At 70.7% G+C, this 25,701-nt stretch carries 17 protein-coding genes; 6 read left to right on the top strand and 11 right to left on the bottom strand.

Translation table 11 applies throughout. The features are described 5' to 3' along the window. Positions 1–45: 45 nt before the first annotated feature. Positions 46–1,317 carry a DUF1254 domain-containing protein gene (locus KF892_20595; GenBank protein ID MBX3627421.1) on the top strand — a complete coding sequence of 424 codons (1,272 nt, stop codon included), beginning with the start codon at positions 46–48 and terminating at the stop codon, positions 1,315–1,317. A 7-nt stretch (positions 1,318–1,324) separates the two neighbouring features. On the opposite strand, the gene KF892_20590 is transcribed toward KF892_20595, so the two are convergent. The 10 genes from KF892_20590 to KF892_20545 form a co-directional block, all read right to left on the bottom strand. Further along, entirely contained in the window at positions 1,325–3,310 is a 1,986-nt protein-coding gene (locus KF892_20590; GenBank protein MBX3627420.1) for a carboxylesterase family protein, read from the bottom strand. 22 nt (positions 3,311–3,332) lie between these two features. After that, positions 3,333–5,159: a carboxylesterase family protein gene (locus KF892_20585; protein MBX3627419.1), complete on the bottom strand. Its 1,827-nt coding sequence runs from the start codon at positions 5,157–5,159 to the stop codon at positions 3,333–3,335. A gap of 76 nt (positions 5,160–5,235) precedes the next feature. Next, on the bottom strand, positions 5,236–6,666 hold the full coding sequence (locus tag KF892_20580) for a hypothetical protein (GenBank protein ID MBX3627418.1): 1,431 nt from the start codon (positions 6,664–6,666) through the stop codon (positions 5,236–5,238). A 201-nt stretch (positions 6,667–6,867) separates the two neighbouring features. Beyond that, entirely contained in the window at positions 6,868–7,698 is an 831-nt protein-coding gene (locus tag KF892_20575) for a helix-turn-helix transcriptional regulator (protein ID MBX3627417.1), read from the bottom strand. Positions 7,699–7,803: 105 nt separating this feature from the next. Continuing rightward, the gene (locus KF892_20570) at positions 7,804–8,772 is read right to left on the bottom strand and encodes an alpha/beta hydrolase (protein ID MBX3627416.1); all 969 of its coding nucleotides are present in this window, start codon (positions 8,770–8,772) and stop codon (positions 7,804–7,806) included. A 77-nt stretch (positions 8,773–8,849) separates the two neighbouring features. After that, a complete protein-coding gene (locus KF892_20565; GenBank protein ID MBX3627415.1) occupies positions 8,850–9,725 on the bottom strand; it encodes an alpha/beta fold hydrolase in 876 nt (291 codons plus the stop codon). 84 nt (positions 9,726–9,809) lie between these two features. Continuing rightward, complete coding sequence (pdeM, locus tag KF892_20560; protein ID MBX3627414.1) at positions 9,810–10,466, bottom strand: ligase-associated DNA damage response endonuclease PdeM; 657 nt, start codon at positions 10,464–10,466, stop codon at positions 9,810–9,812. Continuing rightward, the gene (locus KF892_20555) at positions 10,463–13,033 is read right to left on the bottom strand and encodes a ligase-associated DNA damage response DEXH box helicase (protein MBX3627413.1); all 2,571 of its coding nucleotides are present in this window, start codon (positions 13,031–13,033) and stop codon (positions 10,463–10,465) included. Before KF892_20555 ends, pdeM begins: the two co-directional genes overlap by 4 nt. 42 nt (positions 13,034–13,075) lie before the next feature. Next, positions 13,076–15,271: a response regulator gene (locus KF892_20550; GenBank protein MBX3627412.1), complete on the bottom strand. Its 2,196-nt coding sequence runs from the start codon at positions 15,269–15,271 to the stop codon at positions 13,076–13,078. An 84-nt stretch (positions 15,272–15,355) separates the two neighbouring features. Beyond that, on the bottom strand, positions 15,356–16,027 hold the full coding sequence (locus KF892_20545; GenBank protein ID MBX3627411.1) for an alpha/beta hydrolase: 672 nt from the start codon (positions 16,025–16,027) through the stop codon (positions 15,356–15,358). 104 nt (positions 16,028–16,131) lie between these two features. On the opposite strand from KF892_20545, the gene KF892_20540 reads away from it, so the two are divergent. Next, positions 16,132–16,692 (top strand): histidine phosphatase family protein, encoded by a 561-nt coding sequence (locus KF892_20540; protein ID MBX3627410.1) that lies wholly within the window; start codon positions 16,132–16,134, stop codon positions 16,690–16,692. 4 nt (positions 16,693–16,696) lie between these two features. On the opposite strand, the gene KF892_20535 is transcribed toward KF892_20540, so the two are convergent. Beyond that, entirely contained in the window at positions 16,697–18,337 is a 1,641-nt protein-coding gene (locus KF892_20535; GenBank protein MBX3627409.1) for a sigma 54-interacting transcriptional regulator, read from the bottom strand. A gap of 159 nt (positions 18,338–18,496) precedes the next feature. Between KF892_20535 and KF892_20530 the strand changes: the two genes are divergently transcribed. The 4 genes from KF892_20530 (at position 18,497) to KF892_20515 (ending at position 25,698) form a co-directional block, all read left to right on the top strand. Beyond that, positions 18,497–18,859 (top strand): PaaI family thioesterase, encoded by a 363-nt coding sequence (locus tag KF892_20530; protein ID MBX3627408.1) that lies wholly within the window; start codon positions 18,497–18,499, stop codon positions 18,857–18,859. Positions 18,860–18,929: 70 nt separating this feature from the next. Then, positions 18,930–22,247 carry a biotin/lipoyl-binding protein gene (locus KF892_20525; protein ID MBX3627407.1) on the top strand — a complete coding sequence of 1,106 codons (3,318 nt, stop codon included), beginning with the start codon at positions 18,930–18,932 and terminating at the stop codon, positions 22,245–22,247. After that, a complete protein-coding gene (locus tag KF892_20520) occupies positions 22,247–24,691 on the top strand; it encodes a CoA transferase (GenBank protein MBX3627406.1) in 2,445 nt (814 codons plus the stop codon). Before KF892_20525 ends, KF892_20520 begins: the two co-directional genes overlap by 1 nt. After that, a complete protein-coding gene (locus tag KF892_20515; protein MBX3627405.1) occupies positions 24,688–25,698 on the top strand; it encodes a tripartite tricarboxylate transporter substrate binding protein in 1,011 nt (336 codons plus the stop codon). Before KF892_20520 ends, KF892_20515 begins: the two co-directional genes overlap by 4 nt. Positions 25,699–25,701 lie beyond the last annotated feature (3 nt).

Here is a 25,701-nt window from a genome sequence, read left to right as displayed (position 1 = left end):
CTCCCTATAGTGCGGCTTTCATCACGACAAAGGGGGAGCCACGCCATGCCAGCCATCGATGCGGACCTGCAAGCCGCCTATGTCTACACCTTCCCCTACTACGAGATGGCGCGCACGCGCCACGTCACCACCGACCTGCCGCGCCTGCCGGTCAACACGCTGAACCACCGGCGCGCCCTGGCGGACCACACCGCCCGCGCGGTGACCACGCCCAACAACGACACGCTCTACTCAAGCGCCTGGCTCGACCTGTCAGCCGGGCCGCTCGAACTCACGGTGCCCCGCATGCCTGCGGGCCGCTACTGGTCGATCCAGTTCATGGACGCGAGCACCAGCACCGTGGCGCTGCTGGGCTCGCGCAGCGAGGGCGAAGGCGGCTTCACGCTGTGGATCGCCCGCGACGGCGACACGATCGACGCCCCGGCTGGCGTGCGCGTGCTGCGCCTGGCCACGCGCGACGCCTGGATGCTCGGCCGCATCGTCGTCGACGGCCCGCACGACCTGCCCGCGGTGCAGGCGCTGCAAGACGGCATGGCGCTGCGCCCGGTGAAGGCCGGCGCGACGCCGGCCGGCCCGGTGGCGCCAAGCGCACCACGTGGCTCGCCCACCGACGGCGCCAACTACCTCGCGGTGGTCAACGACATGCTGCAACGCAGTGGCGTGCCCGCGGCCGACCGCGAGAAGCTCAAGCGCTGGTCGGCCTTCGGCTTCGCCACCAGCACCGCGAGCGCCGAGCAAGGCGCCGCGCTGACCGCAGCGCTGCCCGAACTCAACGCCACCTTGCGCACCGGCGCACCGCGCGCGATGGCCGCCCGGCAAGTGCAGCGCTGGACCTACCCGAACCCGGCGGTCGGCACCTTTGGCGACGACTTCGCGCTGCGCGCCACCGTGGCCCTGGTCGGCCTGGGCGCCCTGCCGCCGAGCGAGGCGATCTACCTCGGCGCGCTCGGCGACCACACCGGCAAGCCCTTGCACGGCAGCCAGCGCTACCGCGTGCGTGTGCCGGCACAAGGCATCGACGCGCAGGCCTTCTGGTCGATGTCGATGTACCAGGTCGAGCCCGACGGCCGGCTCTTCTTCATCGACAACCCGATCCGGCGCTACGCGGTGGGCAACCGAACGCCCGGCCTCGTGAAGAACGCCGACGGCTCGCTCGACCTCTTCGTGCAGCAGCAGGCGCCCGAAGACGCGATGCAAAAGGCCAACTGGCTGCCTGCGCCGGCCGGGCCCTTCCGCCTCACGTTGCGCGCTTACCAGCCCTCGCCGGCTCTGCTGGAGGGCCGGGCCGCGTTGCCGGTGGTGGAAGCGCTGCCCTGATCCGCCCTTATTGGACGGCTGCGGCCACGCCGGTGCGCACGGTGGCCGTCGGCGTCGGGCCCACTTCGACGAAGGTGTCGTTGGCCACCGTGTACGCCGGCCAGGTGAGGCCGGTGGTGCTGGGGTTGCCGGTGCGGGCGAAGTTGGTCCACATCGTCATCAGCAAGTCGACGGTCGTCGTGTCGGCCGCGCCCCACTGCATCGAGGTGTAGACGTCCGCCGCATCGCCGGCGGTGCCCGTGATGCCGTTGCCGTTCAGGTCGCCGATGGGCGGCTTGGTGCCGTCGGGCAGCAGCACGAGGTTCAGGCTGTAGTTGCTCACGTGGCCCATCGGGAAGTTGAAGAGGTAGGGCAACTCGCCGCCGTGCGCGCTGAAGAGCCCCATCGCGCTCCAGCCATCGGGCACGCGGCTGAACTTGTAGACGTACTGCGGCGCGCTGTAGTTCGGGCGCTGCGTGAGGAAGAGCGGCAGCGCGCCCCGCAAGGTGGTGTAGTCGCCCGAGGTCACGCCCACCATCAGCGGCACTTCGCTCGGCAGGCCGTCGGCCACGTTCTGCGCGTAGGTCTTGGTCAGGTAGCGGTAGTCGACGTTGGGGCGATAGATCTCGCGCGGGATGCCGTTGTCGATGTCGGCCTGCACGATCGCCTGCCAGGGCAGCGCACGCGCCTGCTCCAGCGTGGTGACGTTGTTGCGTGCGAAGAGCGCGGTGCCGATGGCTTCGTTCGCGGCGAGCGACGAGGCCGGGGTGCCGGTGGCCGGAATCGGCGAGGCGCCGCTCTGCACCACCGCCTTGTGGAAGAGGCCGGTGGCCATCGGCGAGTTCATCAGCGAGTAGGTCTTCCCGCCGCCGCCGGATTGCCCAAAGATCGTCACGTTGCCCGGGTTGCCGCCGAATGCCGCGATGTTGTCGCGCACCCATTGCAGCGCCATCACCAGGTCCATCTGGCCGTAGTTGCCCGAGCCGTTGTAGCCGCTCTCGGCGGTGAGCAGCGGGTGCGACAGGTAGCCGAAGGCGCCGAGGCGGTGGTTCACCGTCACCAGCACCACGCCCTTGGTGGTGAGGCTGTCGGGGTTGTTGTACTGCTTGGAGTTGCCGGTGAGGATGGCAAACGCCCCGCCGTGGAACCACACCATCACCGGCAGGTTGGCCGCGTTCTTCGGTGCGGTGATGTTGAGGTAGAGCGAGTCTTCGCTCATGCCGCCTTCGCCGATGGATTCGAGCCGCAGGTCTTGCGCCGACTGGTCGCGCCAGGCGGTGGCGTCGCGCACGCCGCTCCAGGGCTGTGCCGCCTGCGGCGGGCGCCAGCGCAAGTCACCCACCGGCGGGCGGGCGTAGGGGATGCCGAGGTACTGCCAGGTGTTGGCATTCGCCTCGAAGCCGCTCAACTGGCCGCCGGTGGTCGTGACCACGTGGCGCGCGCTGGTGGAGCGGGTGAAGTGCTCGAGCGCGGCGGTGGTGGTGCGCGCGGTGCGCGGGCGCGGGTCGAGGTCGGTGAAGACGTTGGCGCCGTTGAGCGCGGTGAGCAGCGGCGCGAGGCTCGTGCGGAAGGTGGTGCTCGCCTGGTCGAAGTTGATCGACGCGGCCTGGGCCGACACCACGCTGCGGATCGCGTCGGTGATCTGGATGCCGTTGTTCAGGTCGCCGTCGGCATCGAGCGTCTGCAGGAGGATGAGCTTGTTGGCCACGCGCCGGTCGGTGGCGGCCGTGGCCCCGCTCGTGATGGACAGTGGCGTGAGCGTGGCCGCACCGGTCGCCGAGCCGAGCGCGAGGTTGCCGATCGAGAAGCTGAGCGTCTCGCCCGCCTGGTAGCTGAAGCGGCCTTGCGCATCGGTGCTGCGCGCGCCGAGCGCGGAGCCCTGCACGTTGAGGCCGGCCACCGGGCTGTCGACGAAGGTGCCGGTCTGGGTGGGGGTGCCGTCGTCGCCGGAGCCGCAGGCCGCCATCGACATCATCGTCACCACCGTGGCGGCGAGCGTGCGTTTGCTGAACATGTTCATCTCCTCGTGTGTTCTCTCAGGGGAATACGGTGGACAAGCCGCTGCGCACCACGGGCGTGGCGGCGAGCTCGGCGAAGCTGTCGTTCGCGGTCGTGTACGCCGGCCAGGCGAAGGCGGCCGTGCTCGGGTTGCCGGTGCGGGCGAAGTTGGCCCACATCGTCATCGTGGTGTCGATGACGGTGGCGTCGGTGGCGTCGAAGCCAGCCGAGGCGAAGACGTCGGCGCCGTCGCCGGCGGTGCCGGTCACGCCATTGCCGTTCAGGTCACCCACCACCAGCCGCACGCCGGTGGCCGGGTCGATCACCAGGTTGAGCAGGAAATGCGTGACCACGCTCTCGGGCGCGTTGAAGACATAGGTGAGCTCGCCGCCGTGGTAGGTCGTCACGCCCCGTGCGCGCCAGCCGGCGGGCATGTGGGTGAAGAGTGCGGCGTAGTGGTTCGCGTCGCTGTGCGTCTTCATCCAGGGGAAGACCGTCTTCACCGTCTGGATCGGGTCGACGGTGTCGTTGGCGTTGACGACGATGAGAAACGGCACGTCGTTGTGCTGCCGCGACTCGAAGCTCACCCGCTCGGTGGTGGGCAGGTAGCGGTTATCGACGTTGGTGTACGGCGTGAGCGCCGCCGCGGCGGTGACCACCTCCGTCCACGGGCGGGCGCGCATCTCGGCCAGCGTCGGGGCATTGAGGTTGGTGGCCAGCTGCGTGCCGATGGCCTCGGCCGAGGCGAGGCTGCGTGTGTCGGGGTAGAGCGTGCCGCTCTGGCTGATGGCCTTGTGGAAGAGGCCGCGCGCCTGGGGCGACGCCATCAGCGACAGCACCTTCCGCCCGCCGCCCGACTCGCCGAAGATCGTCACGTTGTTCGGGTCGCCGCCGAATTGCGCGATGTTGTCGCGCACCCATTGCAGCGCGGCGATCAGGTCCATCTGGCCGTAGTTGCCCGAGCCGCCGTAGCCGCTCTCGGCGCTGAGCGCTGGGTGCGCGATGTAGCCGAAGGGGCCGAGCCGGTGGTTGACCGAGACCTGCACCACGCCCTTGGTGACCAGGGCCTGCGCATTGTTGAAGGGCTTGGTGTTGCTGGTGAGCGAGGTGAAGCCACCCCCGTGGAACCACACCATCACCGGCAGGTTGCTCGCCGCCTTCGGCGCGGTGACGTTGAGGTAGAGGCAGTCTTCGCTCATGCCACCTTCGCCGAAGCGCTCGAGCGCGGTCGTCTGCGCGGCCTGGTCGGCCCAGGCGACGGCGTGGCGCACACCGCTCCACGGCTGCGGCGCCTGCGGCGGGCGCCAGCGCAGGTCACCGACCGGCGGCCGGGCGTAGGGGATGCCGAGGTACTGCCACACGTTCGCGCTGGCCTCGTAGCCGCTCAGCTGGCCGCCGGTGGTGGTGACGACGTGGCGCGGCCGCGTCCAGCGGACGTGGTGTTCGAGCGCCGCGGTCGCGCTGCGGGCCGTGCGCGGGCGCGGGTCGAGGTCGGTGAACGCATTGGCCCCGTTCAGCGCGGCCAGGAGCGGGGCCAGGCTCGTGCGGAAGGTGGTGGTGCTCTGGTCGAAGTTGATCGACGCCGCCTGCGCGATCACCGTGCTGCGGATCGCGGCGGTGATCTGGATGCCGTTGTTGAGGTCGCCATCGGCATCGAGCGTCTGCAGCAGCACGAGGCGGTTGTTCATCGCCGGTTCGGCCGCGGCCGTGGCGCTCAGGCCGCCGACCGTGGCCACGAGCGTGTCGACGAAGTCGGGCGGTGGCGCAGGCTCGTCGTTGCCAGAGCCGCAGGCGGCACCGGCGAGCGACATGAGCAGGGCAAGCGGCCAGTGGCCGCGGGTTCGTCGAAGCGGGAAGGAAGTCATCGGGTCGTCCGGAAAGATGTCTGTTTTTTTTGAAGAAAAAGCGCCCCGCCCTGCGTCGGGGCGAGGCGCTGCACGATCAACGCGGGATGGGCGCCGTGCTCGCCTGCTGCAAGGCCTTCGCGTGGTCGGCCGGCAGCAGGTAGCCCGCCGCCAGCGCGCGGTCAGCCGCGGCCTTGTACTTGTTGTAGTAGTCGGCGTTCGTCGGGTAGAGCGTGCTCAGCCGCGAGGCGGTGAAGGGCGTGGTGCTGCCCGAGGTGGTGCAGGCGAAGAGGTCGAGGAACTCCCAGGAGCCGGTGGTCGAGTTGTCGATGCCGTAGGTGGCGATGGGCACGTCGATCTCGGGCAGGCGCAGGCCGCCGAGGGCATTGCCGTAGCTGTCGCGCTGGATGCGGTTGAGCAGCGAGCTGCGCGTGATGCGCGGCGCGGTGGGCGGCAGCGTGCCCTGCTTCATCCACTTCACCAGATGGCTGTAGACGGCGTTCTGCACGCGGTAGAAGGGCATGCGGTTGGCCGGCTTCTCGCACGAGGCGGGCGGGCGCGTGCTCACCGAGTACACACCTTCGAGCATGTACTGGTCGGAGTGCGACGAGCCGGCCACTTCCCAGTAGCGGATCTTGGCGCTGTCGGTGGCCTTGGAGGTGTCGGACTGCGAGTTCACGTCCATCTCCGACTGCAGCTGGAACACCGGGTGCGAGGCATCGGAGCGGATCACCGTGCTCGACGGCGTGCCGCGCAGGTCACCCGACGAGAGCTTGAGGCCCGAGTTGCCGCGGCCGTGGATCACGAAGCCGTCGAACACCCGCTCCAGCGGCTGGATGGCGTTGACATACGTGGTGAGCCGCAGCGCCGATTGCGAGTGGCCGGTAGCCACGATCTTCTGCGGCACCAGGCCACCGAGCAGCACCTGGTACTGGTCGCGCACGGCCTTGGCGGTCTGCGAGAGGATGTCGTAGGAGATGTCGTCGTTGGGCAGGTTGCCCGCGGCGTAGCGCGTGGGGTTCTTCTCCTTCGAACCTTCAAGGCCGGTCTTCTGGTTGGTGAGGCCGACGTAGGCGTAGCCCTGGCGCAGGAATTCCTCCTTGGCCATGATCCAGTCGATGTCGAGCACGTAGCCCGAGCTGACGTTGAGCCACTCGACGATCACGACGCCGTTGAACTTCGACGGGTCGGCCGGGCGGCGCACCAGGAGCGGCGTGTTGTACGGCGTGTTGCTGGAGTAGACGTAGGCGCTCCACTTGCCGTCGGAGCGCAGCGTGCTCGACGCGCGGTAGGTGCGCGCCAGGCCCGAGATGAAGAACTCGCGGTCGGTGTAGCCGGCCGCCGAGATCTGCGCGCTGCGGTCGAGGAAGTGGCCGCCGATGGGCGCGGCCTGGATGGCGGCCTGCGGCACGGCGGCCCACGCCGCAACGGCGCCGATCGCGAGCAAGGCCGCGGTCGCGGCCGACTTCAGGTGCCGGGCGAGCGCGAATGCGCGCCGCGCACCCGGGGCTTGGGTGAGGTGGGTCATGAGAGTCTCCTTGGGTTTTTGAGATCGAAGGCGGGAGGCCCGCCACACGCTTTTCGCGGTGGCGGCAGCGCTTGTGCACACGCGTTCGAAATAGTCTAGGACGCAGGTCCCGACCCTGTTGCGCCCATCTGCGCGTTTGCCGGGATAGTCGCTAGGCAATCGGTACAAGACCCCGATGCCGCAGCGCTCACGCGCCCGCCGTCAGGCGTGCAGCGGCCGTGCGGGCATCGGGTCGACCGTCACATACTCGTGGCCCGAGAACATGCGGTTGGGCGGCAGCCCGTAGTGCTGCTTCCACATCTTCGAGAAGTGCGCCGAGTCGGCGAAGCCGGCGATGGCCGCCACCTGCGTCATGCTCACGCCGCGGTTCACGAACGCCGCGGCGGCGTGCAGCTTGACCGTCTGCTCGTACTTGCGCAGCGAGATGCCGGCCTCGCGCTGGAAGAGATGCACCAGCCAGTCTTTCGACAAGCAGACCGACGCGGCCAGCTCGTCGAGCGAGCGGCGGCGGTTCTCGTGCAGCAGCGCCATCACCTGGCGCACCCGCGGGTCGACCGGCTTGGTGGGCGGCAGCCGCTGCTCGGCCAGCGCCACCGCCTTCGCGTAGAGCCGGTCGGCCTCGGCCGGGCTCATGCGGCCGGCGCGGAACGCCTGCAGCGCCGGCATCAGCGGCGCGAAGTGCTCGCGCGGCCACACCTGCACCGAGGCGTTCGCCTGGGCGAAGGCGGGGTAGCTCGGGTGCACCGGTGAGATGTCGACGCAGGCCACGTCGGGCCGGCCCAGCACACGCTTGCGCACGCCGGGGCCAAGCAGCGCCGCGGTGAGGCTCACCGACTGGCCGGCGGCTTCAAGGGTGAAGGGCGTGTCGCTCAGGGCGACGTACAGCAGCACCGAATGCCGCTGGCTCGGGATCTCGGCCACCATGCCCGCGTAGAGGAAGCCCTCGCGCTGCATGTGCATGCGGCCGTAGGAGGAGGCGGTCGACGGAGACGAGGGTGGGCGCCCGGCATGGGGCTCGAACTGCAAGTCCATGGATGCGGGGCGGCCTGCAACAGACCGGCGAATCAGGCAAAGGGTTGCCGATGATTCGACAGCCCGGCCGCTCGGTCTTGTATGGAATGGTCGCCTTGGCCCGGGTTAACCCGGCACCGGCAGCCCGCGCAGGAAGTCGAGCAGCAAGGCGTTGACCTCGTGGGCGCGCTCGCGCTGGATCCAGTGCCCGGCGCCGGGCAGGATGTGGCAGCCGCGCAGGCCGGGCAGCGTCTTCGGGTAGGCCTCGACCTGGGCCTTCGACGCCGGGAAGCGCAGCACGCCGTCGCGCTCGCCCGCGATGAAGAGCGAAGGCTGGCGGATGGGGCAGCCGCGCCAGGGCATGGTCAGCTCCCAGTTGCGGCGCAGGTTGCGGTACCAGTTGAGGCCACCGCGAAAACCGGCGCGGGTGAACTCGGCGGTGTAGTGGTCGAGGTCGGCCTCGGTGAGCCAGGGCAGCGGCGCATCGGGCGGCACGGTGTTGTCGAGCAGGCCCTTGCCCGGCGCGAGCACCGAGAAGCCCTTGCCCTCGGGGCCGTCGCCCGAGGCGCTGTAGTACACGCGGCGCAGCGAGTCGCGCACGTCGCGCTCCAGCTCGGCTTCGGCCACACCGGGCGCCTGGAAATACTGCATGTAGAAAGTCTTGATGCCGCCCTTGTCGAGGGAGGTCAGGAGGTCGGTGCGGCCGGGCGGTGCGTAGGGCACGCTCATCGCCGCCACCGCGCGGAACATGTCGGGCCGCAGCAGCGCGCAGTGCCACGCCACCACCGCGCCCCAGTCGTGGCCGACGACCACCGCCTGCTTCTCGCCGAGGGCCAGCACCAGCTCGGTGATGTCGCCCACCAGGTGGTGGATGGTGTACTGGTCAACCTCCGCTGGCGCTTCGGTGTCGCCATAGCCGCGCATGTCGGGCGCCACGGCGCGAAAGCCCGCGGCCGCCAGCGCCTCGATCTGGTGGCGCCACGAGTACCAGCTCTCCGGCCAGCCGTGGGTGAAGACCACCAGCGGCCCGCTGCCCTTTTCGGCCACGCGCATGCGGATGCCGTTGATCTGGTGGTGAGAGAAGGCGATCGTCATGCGCGGCTCCTGAAGGGTTGCGCGCACTCTAGAGGAACGCAGGAGCCCCTTTTGTCACCTTGGCGGCTGCCCGGCCTTCACTGCGCGCCGCCGGCAAAGCCGAACAGCTCGGCCATCGCCTGCCGGTACTGCGCCTGCCCCACCGCGTTGGTGTTGTGGTGCGAGCCGCCTTCCACCAGCACGAAGCGCTTGGGCTCGCGCGCCTTGTCGTAGAGGGTCTGGCCGAGCTTCGACGGGATCAGCGAATCCTGGCTGCCATGCACGACGAGCAGCGGCGAGCCCACCTCGGCCACCCGCGCGGCCGAATCGAAGCGCTGCGTGATGAAGGGCGACACCGGCAGCCAGCCCCAGCGGAAGGTGCTCACCACGTCGGCGATGGAGGTGAAGCTGCCTTCGACGATGAGACCGGCTTCGTCGTGCACCTCGGCCGCGAGCTGCACGCCGATCGCACCGCCCAGCGAGTGGCCGAAGATGAAGCGGCGCGCCTGCGGGTGCTGCCGGGCGAGCCAGTCCCACGCGGCCCGCGCGTCTTCGGCGGCCTTCTCTTCCGACGGCAGGCCTGGGCTGCTGCGGCCGAAGCCGCGGTAGTCGACCCCCAGCACCGAGAAGCCGAGTTCGTGCATGCGGCGCATGCGCGGGGCGCTGCCACGCACGTCGTAGCGGGCGCCGTGCAAGTAGAGCAGCACGGGGGCATTGGCATCGTCTTGCGGCAGCCACAGGCCGTGCAGCTTGACCGGCTGGCCCGCGTCGTCGACCTTGGCGTTGAACGAGATCCACACGTCGTGCATGCCCTCGGCCGCCGCCAGGCCACCGGCCCAGGTGCGCTCGCTCGGCTGGAAGATCCAGCCGCGCTGGCGCTCATCGAGCGTGGCGCAGCCCATCTGCAGGCCGAGGGCGAGGAGCACGACCGAAGCCAGGGCGGCCCCGCGGCGGAAGGAGAAACGTGCAGGCATGGCGAGATGGTGTCACGGCGACGAAAACCCGGGCAGCGATCGGACATCGCCGGCCGCAGGCGAGTTCCACACCGGGCGCGCGGATCAGGGCAATTTCCACACACCGCCGTCGGCGACGACGAACACCTGCTGCCCGTCAGCACGCCCCACCTCCCAGCCGCCGGTGAACTCGCCGAAGGCCGGCAGCAGCAACTGCTGCGCGTCGAGCACGAAGCACGGCAGGCGCAGCCGGTCGCGGCCCCGGCCGTGAAGGCGCACGACCGGGTGCAGGTGACCGGCCAGCGCCAGCGCCCCGGGCACTGGCTGCGGGTGGTGGCAGGCGGCCAGTGGGCCGAGCGGCCAGGGCTCGTCGACCGCCACGATGCCGGCCGCGGCGGGCGGGTCACCGGCACGGCGGTCGTGGTTGCCGCGCACGAGCGTGAGGCGCAACGTGGGGAACTCGGCGCACCAGGCGGCGAGTGCGGACTGCACCGACGGTGTCAGTGCCTCGGTTGCGTGGAGGAAGTCACCGAGCACCACCAGCGCGTCGGGCTCGTGCCGGTTCAGCAGCCCGCTGAGCCGGTCGAGGTTGCCCTGCGTCGTGCCGGCCGGCACCGGGTGGCCGTGGGCGCGGAAGGTGGCAGCCTTGCCGAGGTGCAGGTCGGCGATGAAGAGCGTGCGCCGCGCGGGCCACCACAGCGCGCGCTCGGGCAGCAGCCAGAGCGTTTCGCCCGCGCACTCGAGGCTCAGGTGCGAGCTCATCGCCGCCCCCGCCGACGCGCCCGGGGCGCCGCCTTCTCGGGGGCCGCCGCGCCGAAGGCCAAGCGCTCGCGCACCTCGTCGGCCGGCGCCGCCTCGGCCCCGCCGGCCGCCTTCTCCAGCTGCGCCACCATGCGCGAGATGCGGTCGGCCACGCTCTCGTTCGACAGCTGCTCGCGAAAGCGCTCCACCATCAGCGGAAAGGCAAACGGCGTGGGCCGCGCCGGGTGCTTCAACACCAGCCGCTGCGTGGCCATGCGCGCGAGGCTCGCGCCGAGGCGGCCGATCTCCAGTTCCTGCGCCAGCACCTCGGCCTCGGCCTGCTGCAGCAGCCGGTTGGCCGGGTCGTACTTGCGGAACACCTCCCAGAAGAGCGACGACGAGGCCTGCAGCTGCTTGGCGCTGCGCTTCTCGCCGGGGTAGCTCTGGTAGATGAGGCCCGACACCCGCGCGATCTCGCGGAAGCGGCGGCGCGCGAGTTCGCTGGCGTTGAGGCTCGCCAGCACCTCGTGCAGCAGAGCCGCGTCGTCATCGGCGGGCCGCAGCACCTGGGGCAGCAAGGTGTCCCACGCCACTTCGTCGGCGCACAGCAGCTCAAGCCCGTAGTCGTTGAACGCCATCGAGAAGGTGCGCGGGTGGTGCTGCGCCACGCGCCAGGCGATGAGGCTCGCCAGGCCCAGGTGCACATGCCGACCGGCGAAGGGGTAGAGGAAGAGGTGCGTGCCTTCGCGCGTGGCAATGCGCTCGGCCAGCAGCGTGGCCGGCGTGGGCAGCGCCGACCAGGCGTGTTGCAGATCGAGCAGCGGTTTCGCGCATTGCAGCTCGGGGCTGTCGAAACGGCCGGCGTCGGCGAGCGCGAGTTGCTGCACCACCGCGTCGGCGAGCGTGGTCGAGAGTGGCATGCGGCCACCGTTCCAGCGCGGCACCGCCGGCTTTCGGCCGGTGGCGCGGCGCACGAAGGCGGTCATCTCGTGGGTGCGCACGAGCTCGAGCTGGCGGCCGGCGAAGAGGAACACATCGCCGGGTTTGAGACGTGCGACGAAGCTCTCTTCCACACTGCCGAGCTTGGCGCCGCCGAGGTACTGCACCGTCATGCTGGCGTCGCTGACGATGGTGCCGATGTTGGCGCGGTGGCGCCGCGCGAGGCGCGCATCGGGCACGCGCCAGACGCCTTCGTCATCGGGCACCGCACGACGGTAATCGGGATAGGCGGTGAGCGACGGCCCGCCCTGCTGCACGAAGGCGAGGCACCAGGCCCAGCTCTCGGGCGAGAGCTGCGCGTAGGCCGCGGTGCTGCGCACTTCGGCGTACAGCTCGTCGGCAACGAAGCCCCCGCCGAGCGCCACCGTCACGAGGTGCTGCACCAGCACGTCGAGCGGCTGCTGCGGCGAGTGGCGCGCCTCGATGTGCCCGGCCGCCACCGCCGCGCGTGCGGCAGCACCCTCCACCAGCTCGATGCTGTGCGTGGGCACGAGCGTCACCCGCGAGGCCCGCCCCGGCGCATGGCCCGAGCGGCCGGCACGCTGCAGCAGCCGCGCCACGCCTTTCGGCGAGCCGATCTGCAGCACCCGCTCGACCGGCAGGAAGTCCACGCCGAGGTCGAGGCTCGCGGTGCACACCACCGCACGCAGCTCGCCGTTCTTCAGGCCCAGCTCGACCCAATCGCGCACCTCGCGGTCGAGCGAGCCGTGGTGCAGCGCGATGAGACCAGCCCACTCGGGCCGCGCCTCCAGGATCGCGTGGTACCAGATCTCGGCCTGCGAGCGGGTGTTGGTGAAGACGAGCGTGCTGCCGCTGGCCGCGATCTCGTCAACCACTTGCGGCAGCATCGTGAGGCCGAGGTGCCCGGCCCAGGGGAAGCGGTCGGCACGCGGCGGCAGCAGCGAGTCGATGGCGAGCGGCTTGTCGACTCGGCCCTGCACGAGCCGGCCCTGCCCATGTCCGAGCAGCGTGTGCATCGCCTCGCCCAGGTTGCCGAGCGTGGCCGACATGCCCCACACGCTCAAGCCGGGTGACCACCGCCTCAGGCGCGCGAGCGCGAGCTGCACCTGCACACCGCGCTTGTTGCCGAGCAGCTCGTGCCACTCGTCGACCACCACCATGCGCACGCTGCCGAGCACGTCACGCGCATCGGCGCGCGCGAGCAGCAGCGAGAGGCTCTCGGGCGTGGTGACGAGCGCGGTGGGCAGGCGCCGGTTCTGCGCGCTGCGCTCGCCGGCCGAGGTGTCGCCGCTGCGGGCGCCGACGGTCCACGGCGCGATCTCGCCGAGCGCGGCCAGCGGCTGCGCCAGCGAGCGCAGCGTGTCGGCCGCCAGCGCGCGCATCGGCGTGATCCACAGCACCGTCAGCGGCTCGGCCTTCTTCGATGGCCGCAGGTACGCCATCAGCGCCCCGAGCCACACCGCGTAAGTTTTACCGGCCCCCGTGGTGGCGTGGAGCAGGCCCGACTCGCCAGCCGCCACCGCGCGCCACACCTCACGCTGGAAGTCGAACGGCACCCAGCCGCGCGCGGCCATCCACGCCAGCAGCGTGTCTGTCGTCACCGGGTGGGGCGCGCCGTCGTCCTGCATCTCTTGCACGCGGGGCACGGGCAAGCGTCACGCCCGGGGCCGTCAGGCAGACGGGCGAGGCGCGCGCTCCTGCACGGCGCGCTGCAGCGCGTCGAGCAGGTCATCGAGGCCATAGGGCTTGCGCAGCTCCTGCACGTCGGCGCGCGTCTGGCGCGAGTTGTAGCCGGTGGCGACCACGGCCGCCATCGCCGGCACATGGGCGCGGCACCAGTCCACGAGGTCGAGGCCCGAGAGCGTGCCGGGCATGACGACGTCGGTGAAGAGCACGTCGAAATCGGTGCGGGTGCCCAGCACTTCTTTCGCCTGGTCGGCCGACGCGCAGTGCGTGACCTCGTGTCCGCCCTCGCGCAACGCGGGCACCACCACCGACGACACCAGCGAGTCGTCTTCGATCATCAAGATGCGCAGCCCGCGCCCGGCCTCGGCCTGCCCCCGTGGAGGCTCGGCGGCCACTTCGGCGAGGTGCGTGACCGGCAGCAGCAGCGTCACACGCGTGCCCACGCCGGCGGTGCTCTCCAGGCGGGCGTCGCCATTCGACTGGCGTGCGAAGGCCAGCACCTGCGCGAGCCCGAGGCCGGTGCCGGCCCCGACCGGTTTGGTGGTGAAGTAGGGGTCGAAGGCGCGCTCGAGCGTCTCGGGGCTCATGCCGGCGCCGTTGTCGCTGACCTGCAGGCATACGTGCTGGTCACCGCCAAGCGGAGCGCTTTCCTCGGGCGTGGCCACACGCGCGGTGATGCGGATGGCGCCGCCCTCGGGCATCGCATCGCGGGCGTTGAAGATGAGGTTGAGCAGGGCCAGCTCGAGCTGCGCCGGGTCGACCAGCACGGTCGGCAGCCCTGGCTCGATCTCGGCCGTGAGCTGCACCCGCTCACCCACCGCCTTGCGCGTGAGCTCCTGCGTCTGCAGCACGAAATCGGGCAGGCTCACCGGCCGCGGCTTGAGCGGCTGCGCCCGCCCGAAGGTCATCATCTGCTTCACGAGATCGGCCGCCTTGCCGGTGGCGCGCATCGCCGCTTCCAGGAAACGGCGGTGCGGCACATCGGCCGCGGTCTGGCGGTCGACGACGTGCAGGCCGGTGCTGATGGTCTGCAGCAGGTTGTTGAAATCGTGCGCCAGACCGCCGGTGAGGCGGCCAATCGCCTCGCGCTTCTGGCCTTCGAGCAGCGCGGCCTGGGCGGCGCGCGCGTCGTTCACCGCCAGCTGCACTTCCTTCTGCAGCGTGAGCGTGGCCTCGTGCGAGCGCCGGCCGGCGAGTTCGAGCGCGCGGCTCACCTCGTCGAGCTCGATCACGCCGGTGGAGAGCGCGGGCGGCACTTCGTCGCGCCCGAGTTGCACGGCCGACTCGCGCAGCGTGACGATGGGCTGGCCGATCTTGCGCGCCACGACGATCGCCAGGCCCAGGCCGATGAGCAACAGCGCCCCGGCGGCGGCCAGCGTCTGCACGGTGAGGCGACGGGCCGACTGCGTGAGGGCCTCCTGCGGCAGCGCGAGCACCACGTTCCAGCCGTGGCGGTTGGCGGGCGACACATAGGTGAGCGAGGGCACGCCGTCGAGCGTGACCGTTTCGCCGAAGCTGCCCACACCCGCCTGCGCGCGGCGCTGGATCTCCTCGCCGGCCTGGCGCCCCAGCCACTTCAGCGGGTCGCGGTTGCGCGCGATGATGAGGTGCTGGTCGTTGATGACCGAGGCGAGGCTGTTGAGCGGCGTGGCCTTCTCGATCAGGTTCTGCACCACCTCGGGCGAGAACGACACGCCCACGTTGTAGCGGGCCGGCGAGCCTTCCAATGACGGTGCATACGCCACCAACACCGGCTCCTGCGTCACGAGGCCGCGCGGCGAGAAGAACACCTTCGGCGCCCCGGTCACGAACGGCGCCTCGGCCCGCGTGCGCGGCTCGAAACCCTGGAACGGCGCACGCGTGTTGAGGCGCTGCCGCTGGCGGTCGACCAGCACCACCCAGTTGCCGCTGCCCTGGACGGCGGCGCTCGCCTCGTCGTGGAAACGCGCGAGCTGGTCGTCCTGCAGCGTGCGCGAGGCGCTCAGCGTGGTGGCGATGGCCACGCGCTTGTCGAGCTGGCCTTCCACCAGCGAATTGAGGCTCTGGGCGAAACGCTCGATGTCCTGGCGCACGTCTTCCGCCTCGCGCAGGTAGGTGGAGCGTGCGAGCAGGGCGAAGCCCGCCACCGCCGGCAACCAGACCGCGAGCACCAACAACAGGAGAAACGTGCGAATGCTCAAGCGACGACGGCGGGCGGGTGACGGGAGCCCGAGACGCTATCAGAGTTTTCGACGCCCATCGGCCCGAGGGGCACCGGGCCGGTGTCAACGCTTCCCGGCACACCACGCCGCCACCGTGTCGGCGAGCGAGGCCAGCACCTGCGCATCGGTGCGGCCGCTGCGCAAGCGCACATGGAAGGCGTGGTCGGCATCGTCTTCCAGCGCCAGCGTCGTGTGCTGCAGCGGCGCCAGCACCTCGCGCAGCAGCGCGAGGTCGGCCAGCGCATCGCGCGTGCCCTGCAGGAAGAGCATCGGCACCTGCACCTGCACCAGGTGCGCGGCACGCGTCACGCCCGGCTTGCCGGCGAGGTGCAGCGGGAAGCCAACGAAGATGAGGCCGCGCACGTCCGGCAGCGGCGATGCGGCCTGGGTCTGCGACGTCATGCGGCCCCCGAAGGATTTGCCACCCGCGAAGAGCGGCAGCGACGGCCACAGACGGCGCGCTTCGGCCACGGCCGCGCGCACCGCGGCCTGCGCCACGGCGGGGCTGTCGGGCCGCTTGCTGCCCTGCTCCATGTACGGGAACTGGAAGCGCAGGTTGGCGACCCGGCGCTGCGCCAGCTCGCCGGACAGGGCCGACATGAAGGGGTGGTCCATGCCGGCCCCCGCGCCATGCGCGAACACGTAGCCGGCGATCGCATCGGCCGGCGTCGTGCACAGGGCGGCCACCTTGCCGCTGTCGGGCACCTCGACGCTCAGGGGTTGGGGCACGGTCATGCGGCGAGCATCGCACGCAGACAAGACCCCGGTGCGGCATCGGACGCGACAGCGCCGATACCCTGCGCTCCGGCAGGCACCCGTGCCGGCTGCAGGAACGACCGATGCAACGACGAGCACTCCTGATCGCCACCAGCGCCTGGCCCTGGGCCGCGCACGCCGACGACGCGGTCGCGGCGCGGCTGGCGGCCGGCGGCGTGGTGATCGCCTTCCGCCACGCGCTCGCGCCCGGCACCTTCGACCCGCCGGGCTTTCGCCTCGACGACTGCAGCACGCAGCGCAACCTCAGCGACGAAGGCCGCGCACACGCGCAGCGCATCGGCGCCTGGTTCCGCCAACGCAAGCTCGCCCCGGCAGCAGTGCGCAGCAGCCCGTGGTGCCGCTGCGTCGACACCGCACGCCTCGCCTTCGACAGGGCCGAGGCCTGGCCCGCGCTCGGCTCGCCCCGCGCGGGCAGCGAGTCGGTCAACGACGCAGCGCTCGGCGAGTTGCGTGCGGCGCTGGCGACAGTGGCGCAGCAACGCGGCCGCTTCGAGGTATGGGTGACGCACCAGTTCGTGTTGACGGCGCTGGTCGGTGGCGGCGTGGCCTCCGGCGAAGGGCTGCTGCTGCAAGCAGGCGCCGAACGGAGGCCCACGCTGGTCGCGCGGCTCGCGGTCGCGTAAGGGCTCAGCCCAGCAGCTTGTAGAGATAGGAGCGAGAGATGCCGAGCTGCTCGGCCGCGCGCTTCTTGTTGCCGCCGCATTCGTCGAGCACCCGACGGGCGGCGGCGCGTTCGTGGTCCTTGAGGCGCGGTGCCTCGGGCGGGGCCTGCAGGGGCTTGGGAGACGTGCGCACCGGCAGGTGCACCTCGCCGCGGGCCGCATCGTTGCGGGTGAAGGCGTCGAGCGTCAGCAACTCGTGCGACGAGAACACCAGCGCTTCTTCGATGCGGTGGCGCAGCTGCCGCAGGTTGCCGGGCCAGGGCTGGTCGGCGAGGTAGCGCGCCACACCCGGCTCCACCTTCGGCACCGGCAGACCGTTGCGGTTGCAGAAGGCCTTGACGAAATGCGCCAGCAGCGCGGGGATGTCTTCGAGCCGCTGGCGCAACGGCGGCACGCGCAGCGTCACGCCGCTGATGCGGTAGAAGAGGTCGTGGCGGAAGGCGCCGCTTGCGATCAGCTCGTCGATGTCGCGGTGCGTGGCCGAGACGAGACGGAAGGTCATGCGCTTGCCGGCGTGGCTGCCGAGGCGTTCGACCACCCGCTCTTCGAGCACGCGCAGGAGCTTGATCTGCACGTCCATCGGGATGTCGCCCACCTCGTCGAGGAAAAGCGTGCCGTCGTTGGCCATCTCGAACTTGCCGGCGCGGCCCTGCTTGGCGCTGCCGGTGAAGGCGCCGGCGGTGTGGCCGAAGAGTTCCGACTCGATGAGGCTCGACGGCAGCGCCGCGAGGTTCAGGCTCACCATCTCGTGCGCACCGCGGCCGAGCTTGTGGATCGCGCGTGCGACGAGCTCCTTGCCGGTGCCGCTCTCGCCGAGGATGAGCACCGGCACGTCGAGCCTTGCCACGGTGGCCACTTCATGCCGCAGGCGCTGCATGGCCTGGCTGTCGCCCACGAGTTCAGCCGTGGCCTCGCGCGTCTCGCGCAGGCCGTCGAGCTCGCGGCGATAGAACTCCAGCTGCGAGCGCAGCTGGTTCATCTCGGCGGCCATCTTCGACACCGCCTCGGCGTCGCGAAACATCACCTGCCCCACCGCGCCGACGATGCGCCCGTCCTTGCGGATGGGCCTTCGGTTCACCACGCGGGTCACGCCTTCGCCAAAGCTTTGCGGCTTGCCGATCTCGGCCTTGCCCGACTCGATCACCGCGCGCAACCGCGAATTCGGGATCGCCTCTTCCGCCGGCTTGCCGATGCCGCCGCCATACGAGAGCCCGAGGAATTTCTCGTGCACCGGGCTGATGTAGCGGATGGTGCCGTGGTGGTCGGCCACCGTGATGCCCTGGTACGGGTCGTTGAGGATCTGTTCGAGGATGTCGAAGGCGAAGGGCACGGCGACCACGAAGTCGAGCAGCGTGCTGCCTTCGGTGCCCACGGGCCGCACGACCGCGATCTCGGTGTCTTGCGCGTGGATCGCCACGCCGACCACCGGGCCGGTGGGCAGATGCGCTTCGAAGAGGCTGCGATCCGGCGCGAGGTGCAGGGCCGACACCAGGGCCTCGCGCGCCGCCTCGTCGGCAGCGAGCCCGAGGGCGGCCACCACCTCGCCGCCACGGCGGGCCAGCACACCCAAAGGCCCATCCAGCCCCGCAAAGTGTTGTTCAGACATACACAACGACAGCCCCAAAGACACCGAGTGTAGTCACCGGCAACAAATGGAGGCCCGCCGCCCGGCAATTCGCTTGGCACGGTCGGTGCACTAACACCGGCCATGAGCACCGCCCTCCCACCCGGCCTCGGCCCCTACTTCGGCATCGACGTGCCGTTCATGGAACACATCGGCCTCAAGCCGCTGTCGCTGGACGAGACCTGCTGCAAGACGCAGCTCGCGTGGAACCCGCAGCTCGTGAACAGCCGCGGCGACATCCACGGCGGCACGCTCATGAGTGCCTTCGACTTCACGCTGAGCGCCGCCGCACGGGCCCACGACCCGCTGCGCGTGGGCGCGATCACCGTCGACCTCACCACGCATTTCCTCGAAGCCTCGCGCAGCGAGCTCACGGTGATCGGCCGCTGCACCAAGCGGGGCAAGTCGATGGCCTTCTGCGAAGGCGAGATCGTGAAGCCCGACGGCACCGTGGTGGCGGTGGCGCGCGGCGTGTTCAAGCTGATCGCGAGGGAGAACCCATGACCCAAGGGCGACAGACAAGCCCCATCGCCGGCTCCATCGTGAGCCGACACGACGACACCGGAGACATCTCTTGAAGAAGCTGTTGATCGCCAACCGAGGCGAGATCGCCCTGCGTGTGCAGCGGGCGGCCCGCGACCTCGGCATCGCCACCGTCGCGGTGTATTCGCAAGACGACGCGAACTCGCGCCACCGCCTGCTCGCCGACGAAGCCCACGCGCTCGATGCGAGCGGCCCCGCCGCCTACATCGACATCGCCGCCGTGATCGCCGCCGCAAAAGCCACCGGCTGCGACGCGGTGCACCCCGGCTATGGCTTCCTGAGCGAGCGCGCCGATTTCGCGCAGGCCTGCGCCGAGGCGGGCATCACCTTCGTCGGCCCGACGGTCGAGCAGCTCGCGCTCTTCGGCGACAAGGGCCGTGCGCTCAAGCTCGCGATCGAGTGCCAGGTGCCGGTGATGCCGTCGACGCCGGGCGAAGCCTCGCTCGACACGATCACGCGCTTCTTCGATGAGCAAGGCGAGGCCGGCATCGTCATCAAGGCGGTCGGCGGCGGTGGCGGCCGCGGCATGCGCGTGGTGCGCCAGCGCAGTGACCTCGCCGAGGCCTATGCGCGTTGCCGCTCCGAGGCGGCGAGCGCCTTCGGCGTGGATGCGGTGTACGCCGAGCGCCTGGTCGCCCGCGCCCGCCACATCGAAGTGCAGATCGCCGGCGACGGCCAGCACGTCATCGCGCTGGGCGAACGCGACTGCACGCTGCAGCGCCGTTTCCAGAAGCTGGTGGAGATCGCGCCCAGCCCGCTGCTCAGCACCGATCTGCGCGACCGCATCATCGCGAGCGCCCGCAAGCTGGCGCAGAAGGTCCACTACCAGAGTCTCGGCACCTTCGAATTCCTCGTCGAAGAAACCGCCAGCGGCGAGCAGAAGGACTTCGTCTTCATCGAAGCCAACCCGCGCCTGCAGGTCGAGCACACCATCACCGAGCAGGTGACGGGCGTCGACCTCGTGGCGCTGCAACTCGGCCTGGCCACCGGCCGCGACCTGCAAGACCTCGGCCTCGACCCGGCCTGGCCGCCACCCGTGCGCGGCTTTGCGATCCAGTTGCGCATCAACGGTGAGTCGATGGATGCGAGCGGCCTCGCCCGCCCCGCGCACGGCCGCCTCGAACGCTTCGACCCGCCCACCGGCCCCGACGTGCGGGTCGACACCCACGGCTACACCGGCTACGCCCCCTCGCCCAACTTCGACACCCTGCTCGCCAAGCTGATCGTCACCAGCACCACGCCGCGCTTCGGCGATGCGGTGCGCCGGCTGCAGCGTGCGCTCGCCGAGTTCCGCATCGTCGGCGTGCCGACCAACCTCGATGTGCTGCGCGCCCTCGTGCAGCGTGACGACTTCGCGGTACAAGACGTGCACACCCGCCACTTCGAGACCATCGTGCCGGCGCTCGTGGCGGCCGCGGCCGAGATCGGCGCCGCCGAACACGCCCGCGACGCCCTGCTCGGCGACTCGGTGCGCCACTCGGTGCCGCAGGCCCCGCGTGCGGCCGACCTCGACGAGACGGTGGGCGAAGGCGCGGTGGCCGTGCGCACGCCGCTCGCCGGCCGGCTGGTCGAACTCTCGGTGCAGGTCGACGACCTGGTGCAGCCCGGCCAGACGATCGCCGTGCTCGACTCGATGAAGATGGAGCACACCATCTCCGCCGAACAAGGCGGGCGGGTCATCGACCTGCGCCTCGCGGCCGGCGAGCAGGTGCAGGAGAACCAGATCCTCATCGTGCTCGAGCCGGCCGACGGCGACGCCGCCACGCAGAGCGCCGCGCAGTCGCACGACCCCGACGCGATCCGCCCCGACCTGCAGCGCGTGCTCGACCGCCAGGCGTACCTCTACGACGAGAACCGGCCCGACGCCGTGGCACGCCGCCATGCGCGTGGCCAGCGCACCGCACGCGAGAACGTGGCCGACCTGTGCGACGCCGGCACCTTCGTCGAATACGGCGGCCTCGCCATCGCCGCGCAGGCCAGCCGCCGCAGCCTCGACGACCTGATCGCCAACACGCCCGCCGACGGCCTCGTGACCGGCATCGGCGACATCAACGGCGCGCTCGTCGGCAAGGCGCAGGCGCGCAGCGCCGTGATGGCCTACGACGCGACCGTGCTCGCCGGCACGCAGGGCAAGCGCAACCATGTGAAGACTGACCGCATCGTCGACGTGGCGCTGCGCGACGAGCTGCCGCTGGTGCTCTTCGCCGAAGGCGGGGGTGGGCGGCCGGGCGATGTCGACATCCCGTCGATCTCGGGCCTGATCCAGCCCTCGTTCGCGGCCTTCGCCGAATTGAGCGGCGAGGTGCCGGTGGTGGGCATCGTCTCGGGCCGCTGCTTCGCCGGCAACGCGGCCTTCCTCGGCTGCTGCGACGTGATCATTTCCGACAAGAGCAGCAACATCGGCATGGCCGGCCCCGCGATGATCGAAGGCGGCGGGCTCGGCGTCTTCCGCCCCGAAGACGTGGGCCCGGCGGCGGTGCAGTACGCCAACGGCGTGATCGACATCCTGGTCGACAACGAGGCGCAGGCGGTGCAGGCCGCCAAGCACTACCTGTCGATGTTCCAGGGCCCGGTGAGCGAGTGGACGGCGCCCGACGTGCGCGCGCTGCGCCACGTGGTGCCCGAGAACCGGCTGCGTGTGTACGACACCCGCAAAGCCATCGAAGGCATTGCCGACGTCGGCAGCGTGCTCATGCTGCGCGGCGGCTTCGGCGCCGGCATCCACACCGCGCTCGCGCGCATCGAAGGCCGGCCGGTGGGCATCATGGCCAACAACCCGCACCACCTCGGCGGCGCCATCGATGCCGATGCGGCCGACAAGGCCGCCCGCTTCATGCAGCTGTGCGATGCGCATGCGCTGCCCATCGTCTCGCTGATCGACACCCCGGGCTTCATGGTCGGCCCCGAGGTCGAAGCGAAGGCGCAGGTGCGGCACGTCTCGCGCATGTTCCTCGCCGGCGCCAAGCTGCGTGTGTCGCTGCACGCGGTGGCGCTGCGCAAGGGCTACGGCCTGGGCGCGATGGCGATGGCCGGCGGCGGCTTCCGCTCGGCCGACTTCAGCATCTCATGGCCCACGGGCGAATTCGGCCCGATGGGGCTGGAAGGCGCGGTGCGGCTGGGCTTCAAGAAGGAACTCGAGGCGCTGCCAGACGGCCCCGAGCGGCGCGCGCTGTACGACAAGCTCGTCGCCGAGTCGTACCAACGCGGCCACGCCATCAGCGTGGGCCATGCGGCCGAGGTCGACGCGGTGATCGACCCGGCGCAGACGCGCCAGTGGATCGCCCAGGGCATCACCGCCAGCGCCTTGCGCGCGCAACGGCCGCGCCGCGGCTTCGTGGACGCCTGGTGATGACGCGCCCCGACCTGCAACAACTCGCCTTGCACGGCCTGCGCGTGCTCGAGGTCGGCACCGGCCCCGCGCTCGCCTACGCCGGCAAGCTCTTTGCCGATTTCGGCGCCGAGGTGATCAAGGCCGAAGCCCCCGAAGGCGACGCCTGGCGGCAGATGCCACCGCGGGTGGGCGGCGAAAGCGCGCTCTTCGCCTGGCTCAACACGAACAAGCGCAGCATCGTGTGCCGCCCGAGCGCCATCGACGGCGCCTGGCTCGCGCGGCTCGCCCGCGGCTGCGACGTGGTGCTCGATGCGCGCGCGCTCGCCGAGGGCGTGGGCGTGCTCGCGCAGCCGGTGTGGGCTGCGGTGCCCGGCGAGCACACGCCGGTCTCGGTCGACATCACCTGGTTCGGCGAGAGTGGCCCCTATGCCCACCTGCACGGCAGCGAAGCCGTGTGCCGCGCCCTCTCGGGTGCGGCGCACGCGAGCGGCCCGCTCGAAGGCCCACCCCACCTGCCGCACGACGTGCAGACCGGCCTCGTGGGCGGGCTCATCGCCTTCTCGGCTGCCGTGGGCGCGCTCCTCGGCGCGAAGGACGGCAGCCGCCGCTATGCCGTGAGCCTGCATGAAGCCGCTTTCGGCACGGTGGAGATGGAAGCCGGCATCGTGCAAGACAAGCGCCACCCCGGCCGCCTGGGCGTGAACCGCTTCTGCGCCACCCACCCCACCGGCATCTTCGAGACAGCCGACGGCTGGATCGGCATCTTCAGCCACACGCTGCCGCAGTGGGCCACGCTCTGCGAGACGCTCGGCCGCCCCGAGTGGGCGTGCGACCCGCGCTTCGCCAACGGCCAGCTGCGCATGGCACGGGCCGACGAGATCGACGCCTGGCTGGTCGAAGCCTTCCGCACCCAGACCTCGGCGCACTGGTTCCAGGTGCTCGGCGCGCAGAAGTTCCCGGCCGTCTTCGTGCCGACGATGGAAGAGCTGCTCCAGCAGGCGGTGCACCGCGAACGCGGAGCCTTCGTGCCGGTGCAGATCGGCGAGCGCACGGTGGAAGGCCCGGTCGTGCCACTGCGGCTCGACAGCGCCGGCCCGCTGCCCGGCGGCCGTGCGCCATCGCTCGGCGAACACACCGCGCACTACCGCGACGACCCACGCGCACCGACCGAAACGCTGCGCCCCGCCCCGAAACACCGCCTGCCGCTCGACGGCATCCGCATCGTCGACCTCACGATGGGCTGGGCCGGCCCGCTCGCCTCGCGCACCGCGGCCGACCTCGGCGCCGAAGTGATCAAGGTCGAAAGCACCGGCTACCCCGACTGGTGGCGCGGCGCCAACTTCACCGAGGAGTTCTACCGCGAGCGCCTGTACGAGAAGAACTCGAACTTCAACCTGATGAACCGCAACAAGCTCGGCATCACGCTCGACTTGACGCAGCCTCAGGGCAAGTCGCTGCTGCTGCAGCTCGTGGCGGGTGCCGACGCAGTGATCGAGAACTACTCGGCCGAAGTGCTGCCCAAGCTCGGGCTCGACTACGCCGCACTGAAGCAGGTGAACGAGCGCCTGGTGATGGTGTCGATGCCCGCCTTCGGTTTGCACAACGACTGGAGCGACACCCGCGCCTACGGCGGCACGCTGGAACAGGCGAGCGGCCTGCCGCTCTACACCGGCCACCCCGACGGCCCGCCCGCGATGACGTCCTATGCCTACGGCGACCCGACCGGCGGCTTCAACGCCGGCGCGGCGCTGCTGCTCGCGCTGTATGCACAGCAGCGCACCGGCCAGGGCCGGCACCTCAACCTCTCGCAGGTGGAGGCCATGCTGCCCAACACCGCGCCCTTCCTGCTGGAGCAGTCGGCCACCGGCCGCGTGGCGCCGCGTGCGGGCAACCGCCACCCGGTGCACGCCCCGCACGGCGTGTACCGCTGCGCGGGCGACGACGCCTGGCTGCTGGTGAGCGTGACGAGCGATGCGCAATGGCAGGCCCTGTGCCGTGCCCTCGCGCGCGCCGACCTCGCGGCCGATGCCCGCTTCGATCACGTGGCTGGTCGCCGTGAACACCACGCCGCGCTCGACGAGGCCCTCGCCGCCTGGACACGCACCCGCGACGCCGACGATGCGATGCACACGCTGCAGCACGCCGGTGTGTGTGCCGGTGTCGTGAAGCCGATGGCCGAGGTGCTGCACGACCCGCACCTGCGCGCGCGCGGCTTCTTCCAGCCGGTGCAGCGCGACTGGGTCGGCGAGTACCTCGCCACCACGCCCTACTTCCGCCAGGGCCTGGGGCCCACCCCGCTGCGCCGCGTGTCGCCCACGCTCGGCGAGCACACGCGCGAGGTGTTGGGCCGCACGCTCGGCCTCACCGGCGAGCAGATCAACGCACTCGAACAACAAGGCATCAGCGGCACCGCCGCCAGACCGAAGTCTTCCACCCCCCGACCCGAGAAGGAACAGAGATGAGACAAACCACTTCCCTTTCCCGCAACACCACCCGCCGTGCCGCCCTCGCCCTGTCGCTCGCGCTGGGCGCCTGCGTCGCGGCGCCCGCCCTGGCGCAGGAGGCCCCGTGGCCCAGCAAGCCGATCAAGATCATCGTGCCCTTCCCCGCGGGCTCGTTCACCGACACGGTGGCGCGCGTGATCTCCGACCACATGGGCAAGGCCACCAACCAGACGGTGATCGTGGAGAACCTGGCCGGCGCCAATGGCGTGCTGGGCCTGTCGACTGCCGCGCGCCTGCCGGGCGATGGCTACACCTTCGTCATCACCAACTCCAGCAGCATCACCATCAACCCGCAGATCTACAAGAAGATCTCGTACAAGACCAGCGACTTCACGCCGGTGACGATGGTGCTCGACGCGCCCTTCATCGTCATGACCAACCCCGAGTGGGCCCAGAAGAACGGCGTGCAGTCGCTGAAGGACGTGGTGGCCTACGCCAAGAAGAACCCCGGCAAGCTCAGCTACGGCTCGGCAGGCCCCGGCAACATCGGCCACCTGTCGATGGCCATGCTCTCCAACAAGGCGGATGTGAAGACGACGCACATTCCCTACAAGAGCGCGGCGGCAGCACAGCTGGCCACGATGAGCGGCGAGATCGACGTGCTCTTCGACACCTGGGCGGGCGTGCCCCACGTCAAGGCCGGCAAGCTCAAGCCCCTGGCGGTCACCGCCACCAAGCGCATGGCGCAGCTGCCCGAGGTGCCCACCGTGGTGGAAGCCGGTTATGCCGACGTGGTGGTCACCTTCTGGACCGGCATGCTGGCCCCTGCCGGCACGCCGCCGCAGATCGTGAAGAAGGTGCACGCCATCGCGCAGGCGGTGCTGAAAGACGAGAAGGCGATGGCGGTGCTGGCCGCGAGCGGCGACCCGCTGATGTCGGACCCCGCCACCTTCGGCAAGCGCATCGAGCGCGAAGTGGCCTCCTGGGGAGCGGTCATCCAGCGCGAGGCCGTCTCGCTCGAGTGAGCC

This window comes from Rhizobacter sp., assembly GCA_019635355.1.
Lineage (GTDB): Bacteria > Pseudomonadota > Gammaproteobacteria > Burkholderiales > Burkholderiaceae_C > Rhizobacter.
This window is presented reverse-complemented; position numbering and strand designations above follow the sequence as displayed.

Excerpts from the sequence above, each read along its gene's own strand:
- KF892_20595 (MBX3627421.1), top strand. The coding sequence starts at position 46 with ATGCCAGCCATCGATGCGGACCTGCAAGCCGCCTATGTCTACACCTTC.
- KF892_20590 (MBX3627420.1), bottom strand. The coding sequence starts at position 3,310 with ATGTTCAGCAAACGCACGCTCGCCGCCACGGTGGTGACGATGATGTCG.
- KF892_20585 (MBX3627419.1), bottom strand. The coding sequence starts at position 5,159 with ATGACTTCCTTCCCGCTTCGACGAACCCGCGGCCACTGGCCGCTTGCC.
- KF892_20580 (MBX3627418.1), bottom strand. The coding sequence starts at position 6,666 with ATGACCCACCTCACCCAAGCCCCGGGTGCGCGGCGCGCATTCGCGCTC.
- KF892_20575 (MBX3627417.1), bottom strand. The coding sequence starts at position 7,698 with ATGGACTTGCAGTTCGAGCCCCATGCCGGGCGCCCACCCTCGTCTCCG.
- KF892_20570 (MBX3627416.1), bottom strand. The coding sequence starts at position 8,772 with ATGACGATCGCCTTCTCTCACCACCAGATCAACGGCATCCGCATGCGC.
- KF892_20565 (MBX3627415.1), bottom strand. The coding sequence starts at position 9,725 with ATGCCTGCACGTTTCTCCTTCCGCCGCGGGGCCGCCCTGGCTTCGGTC.
- pdeM (MBX3627414.1), bottom strand. The coding sequence starts at position 10,466 with ATGAGCTCGCACCTGAGCCTCGAGTGCGCGGGCGAAACGCTCTGGCTG.
- KF892_20555 (MBX3627413.1), bottom strand. The coding sequence starts at position 13,033 with ATGCAGGACGACGGCGCGCCCCACCCGGTGACGACAGACACGCTGCTG.
- KF892_20545 (MBX3627411.1), bottom strand. The coding sequence starts at position 16,027 with ATGACCGTGCCCCAACCCCTGAGCGTCGAGGTGCCCGACAGCGGCAAG.
- KF892_20540 (MBX3627410.1), top strand. The coding sequence starts at position 16,132 with ATGCAACGACGAGCACTCCTGATCGCCACCAGCGCCTGGCCCTGGGCC.
- KF892_20535 (MBX3627409.1), bottom strand. The coding sequence starts at position 18,337 with ATGTCTGAACAACACTTTGCGGGGCTGGATGGGCCTTTGGGTGTGCTG.
- KF892_20530 (MBX3627408.1), top strand. The coding sequence starts at position 18,497 with ATGGAACACATCGGCCTCAAGCCGCTGTCGCTGGACGAGACCTGCTGC.
- KF892_20520 (MBX3627406.1), top strand. The coding sequence starts at position 22,247 with ATGACGCGCCCCGACCTGCAACAACTCGCCTTGCACGGCCTGCGCGTG.
- KF892_20515 (MBX3627405.1), top strand. The coding sequence starts at position 24,688 with ATGAGACAAACCACTTCCCTTTCCCGCAACACCACCCGCCGTGCCGCC.